We start from the raw sequence: 4,063 nt of genomic DNA, 5'->3' as shown, positions 1-4,063 counted from the left end.
CGGGTCACCACCGCGACGGCCGACCCAAGCAGGGCCTCGCCCCGACCGCGCTGGCCTCCGCCGTGCGCGCGGCCCTCGAGCCGCTGCCGGTGGCCGCGGTGCTCGTGGCGGATGAGATCCCCACGGACATCCGGCACAACTCCAAGATCGACCGCGCCCGGGTGGCCGACTGGGCGGAGGCCGTGCTCGCCGGCGGGAAGGCGGGTGCGCTGTGAGCGGCTTCGGCTACGACGTCGGCCTCGATGCCGCCGGCATGCCCGACCTCGTCGAGCGCCTCGAGTCGCGCCGCGTCCTGGTGACCGGCGCCTCGGGGCTGCTGGGCGCGGGCGTCGCCCGGGTGCTCGCCGATGCCGGCAACGACGTGACCACCCTGCAGCGGCGTCCCTCGGGCGTGCCCGGTGCGCGGGACGTGCGTGGCTCCGTGACCGACCCGGCCGCCGTCGAGGAGGCCCTGACCGGCGCGGACACCGTGGTGCACGTGGCCGCGAAGGTGTCCGTGTCCGGCCCCGAGCACGAGTACGAGGCCGTGAACGTCGAGGGCACGCGCATCCTGCTGCACGCCGCGCAGCGCCACGGCGTGCGACGCTTCGTCCACGTCTCCTCCCCCTCCGTGGCGCACGCCGGCGACTCCATCGTCGGCGAGGGCGCCGGAGCCGCCAGCCCCGAGCACGCGCGCGGACCCTACGCCCGCACGAAGGCGGCCGGCGAGCGACTGGCCCTGGCCGCCGACCGCGACGACTTCCGCGTCCTCGTGCTGCGCCCCCACCTGATGTGGGGGCCCGGGGACCTGCAGCTCACCGACCGGATCGTGCAGCGTGCGCGGGCCGGGCGGATGCCCGTGCTCGGCACGGGCGCTCCCCTGGTCGACACGCTGTACACGGCCAACGCCGTCGAGGCCGTGGTGGCGGCCGTGTCCGCGGCGGACGTGCACCACGGCGAGGCCCTCGTGGTGACCAACGGCGAGCCGCGACCGGTCGGCGAGCTGATCCGCCAGATCGCGCTGGCGGGCGGTGCCGCGGAACCCGAGCGCCGCGTCCCGGCGGGCCTGGCCCGGCGTGCCGGCGCCCTGATCGAGCGGGCGTGGGAGCGGGACCTGTTCGGGCTGCGGTCCCGGGGCGTGGGCTCCGACGACGGCGAGCCGCCGCTGACCGAGTTCCTCGCCGAGCAGCTCTCGACCGCCCACTGGTTCGACCAGCGGCGCACCCGTGAGGTCCTCGCGTGGACGCCGACCGTGAGCATCGACGAGGGCCTGCACCGCGTCGCGGCGTACTACCGCGACCGCTGACGTCCGCCGCGGTCGGAGCAGCCGCCCGCCCAGGGCTTTCGTTCGGGAAACGGCGCGGGTCACGCCGCTTTCGTTCGGGAAACGGCGGAGACTGCGCCGCCGTCGTCTCGGTGCCCGCCGTTTCCCGAACGACGACGCTCCTGGGGCCGCCGTTTCCCGAACGAAAGTGGGGGGTCAGGCGTCGATGCGCTCGCGGTCCAGCTCGTCGGCGTGGGAGACGATGAAGTCCTTGCGGGGGGCCACGGCGGAGCCCATGAGCAGGTCGAAGACCCGCTCGGCGGCCTCCACCTCGGCGATGTTCACGCGGCGGAGCATGCGGTGGCGCGGGTCCATCGTGGTCTCGGCCAGCTGGTCGGCGTCCATCTCGCCCAGGCCCTTGTAGCGCTGGATCGGCTCGCGGTACGAGCGACCCTCCCGCTCCAGGCGGGCGAGCGTCGCGTGCAGCTCCTGCTCCGAGTACGTGTAGATGACCTCGCGTTCCTTCACGCCGCGGGTCACCGCCTCGATCCGGTGCAGCGGCGGGACGGCCGCGTACACGCGCCCGGCCTCGACCATGGGACGCATGTAGCGGAAGAAGAGCGTCAGCAGGAGGGTGCGGATGTGGGCACCGTCCACGTCCGCGTCCGTCATCAGCACGACCTTGCCGTAGCGGGCCGCATCCAGGTCGAAGCTGCGCCCCGCGCCGCCCCCGACGACCTGGATCAGCGCCGCGCACTCGGCATTGGCCAGGATGTCCGAGACGGAGGCCTTCTGCACGTTCAGGATCTTGCCCCGGATCGGCAGCAGGGCCTGGAAGTCGGAGGACCGGGCCAGCTTGGCGGTGCCGAGCGCCGAGTCGCCCTCGACGATGAACAGCTCGGAGGAGGCGACGTCGTTGCTGCGGCAGTCCGCCAGCTTGGCCGGCATCGTCGAGGTCTCCAGGGCGTTCTTGCGCCGCTGGTTCTCCTTGTGGGTGCGCGCGGAGATGCGCGACTTCATCTCCGCGACGACCTTCTCCAGCAGCGTGTGCACCTGCTGCTTCTGGGCGCGGGCCGTGGAGGTGAGGCGGGCGGTCAGCTGCTTCTCCACCACCTGGGAGACGATCCGCCGCACCGCGGAGGTGCCGAGGATCTCCTTGGTCTGTCCCTCGAACTGCGGCTCGGCGAGCCGCACCGTCAGGACGGCGGTCATGCCGGCCAGCACGTCGTCCTTCTCCACCTTGTCCGACCCGGCCTTGAGCCGGCGCGCGTTGGCCTCCACCTGGGCGCGGAACGCCTTCAGCAGTGCCGCCTCGAACCCGGACTGGTGGGTGCCGCCCTTGGGCGTGGCGATGATGTTCACGAAGGACCGGAACACGGTGTCGTAGCCGACGTCCCAGCGCAGGGCGACGTCCACCTCGCACGTGCGCTGCACATCCTGCATGGAGGTGCGCCCGTCCTCGCCGAGCACCGGGACCCGCTCCTTGAAGGTGCCGGAGCCCTGGATCCGCCACACGTCCGTCACCGGGGTGGCGGGCGTGAGGTGCTCCACGAACTCGGAGATGCCGCCGTCGTACTGGAAGACCTCCTCGACCGGGCCGTCGGCGCCGGGCGTGCCGGGTCGGCGGCGCAGGTCCTTGACCGTGATCCGCAGGCCCGGGATCAGGTAGGCGGTCTGGCGCGCCCGCGCCTGGAGCTCCTCGGCGGAGAACGTCGCGTCCTTCACGAAGATCTGCTCGTCCGCCCAGTAGCGCACGCGCGTGCCGGTCTGCCCACGTTTGGCCTTCCCGACGACGTCCAGCGGCGAGGCGTCCGTGGACGGCTCGAACGGGGCGTCCGGCGACGGGCGCGACCCGTCCTGGAAGCGGCCCGGCTCGCCGCGCCGGAACGACATCTGATGGACCTTGCCCCCGCGCAGCACCTGCACGTCCAGGCGCGAGGACAGGGCGTTGACCACCGACGCGCCCACGCCGTGCAGGCCGCCCGAGGCGGCGTAGGAACCGCCGCCGAACTTGCCGCCGGCGTGGAGCTTGGTGAACACCACCTCGACGCCGGACAGACCGGTGCGCGGCTCCACGTCCACGGGGATGCCGCGCCCGTTGTCCTCGACCTCGACGGAGCCGTCCGGATGCAGGGTGATCTCGATCGACTGCCCGAAGCCGGCCAGGGCCTCGTCCACCGAGTTGTCGATGATCTCCCAGAGGCAGTGCATGAGGCCGCGGGAATCGGTGGAGCCGATGTACATGCCCGGCCGCTTGCGGACGGCCTCGAGCCCCTCCAGCACGGAGAGGTGGCGGGCGTTGTACTCGGTGTTCGCGGGCACGGGGGCGGGCCTTTCGGTGGACGACGGCGGCCGGTCCAGCCTACTCCGCGGGCCGGACACGCCGGGCTCCGCGCCGGACGTCGCGGGCCGCCCGGCTGGGCTCCTCGCGTACGCGGGTGGCGAAACGCGGGTGGAGGGCGGGCGCGCGGGGAAGTTCCCTGCCATCCTTGCTGTTCCATGGGACAAGAGGAGGACCGGCCCGCCCCACCGGCGTCGTCGCCCTCCAGCCCCGAGAGACCCGAGGAGGACACCATGTCCATCACCGCCGTGGCCGAGCCGGCCGCCCTCACCCGTTCCGACCGCTGCGACCGCTGCGGCGCGCAGGCCTACGTCCGCGCCGTGCTGCACTCCGGCGGTGCCCTCCAGTTCTGCGCCCACCACGCCCGCGCCGTCGAGGACGCGCTGCGTCCCCAGGCCGCGCTGTGGCAGGACGAGACGGACCGCCTCACCGCCGGCGCCTGAGGCGCCCGGCATGACGAAGGGCCGGACCCCCGCGGG

At 73.4% G+C, this 4,063-nt stretch carries 4 protein-coding genes; 3 read left to right on the top strand and 1 reads right to left on the bottom strand.

The annotated features are described in order from the left end of the window. A partial coding sequence (locus tag HMPREF3105_RS10805) for a hypothetical protein (RefSeq protein WP_141762517.1) occupies positions 1–215 on the top strand: 215 nt, incomplete at its 5' end. After that, positions 212–1,285 carry an NAD-dependent epimerase/dehydratase family protein gene (locus HMPREF3105_RS10800; RefSeq protein ID WP_036384625.1) on the top strand — a complete coding sequence of 358 codons (1,074 nt, stop codon included), beginning with the start codon at positions 212–214 and terminating at the stop codon, positions 1,283–1,285. The genes HMPREF3105_RS10805 and HMPREF3105_RS10800, both read left to right, overlap by 4 nt. 174 nt (positions 1,286–1,459) lie before the next feature. Here HMPREF3105_RS10800 and HMPREF3105_RS10795 read toward each other — a convergent pair whose 3' ends face one another. After that, positions 1,460–3,565, bottom strand: coding sequence for a DNA gyrase/topoisomerase IV subunit B (locus tag HMPREF3105_RS10795; protein WP_036384624.1), 2,106 nt, complete (start codon positions 3,563–3,565; stop codon positions 1,460–1,462). A gap of 252 nt (positions 3,566–3,817) precedes the next feature. Between HMPREF3105_RS10795 and HMPREF3105_RS10790 the strand changes: the two genes are divergently transcribed. After that, positions 3,818–4,027 carry a DUF7455 domain-containing protein gene (locus HMPREF3105_RS10790; protein ID WP_002858172.1) on the top strand — a complete coding sequence of 70 codons (210 nt, stop codon included), beginning with the start codon at positions 3,818–3,820 and terminating at the stop codon, positions 4,025–4,027. The last annotated feature ends 36 nt before the right edge of the window (positions 4,028–4,063 follow it).

The sequence above is a fragment of the Micrococcus sp. HMSC31B01 genome (assembly GCF_001816085.1).
Taxonomy (GTDB): Bacteria; Actinomycetota; Actinomycetes; order Actinomycetales; family Micrococcaceae; genus Micrococcus; species Micrococcus luteus.
Note: the sequence above shows the minus strand (reverse complement) of the source record. Positions and strands in the feature narration are given on the sequence as shown.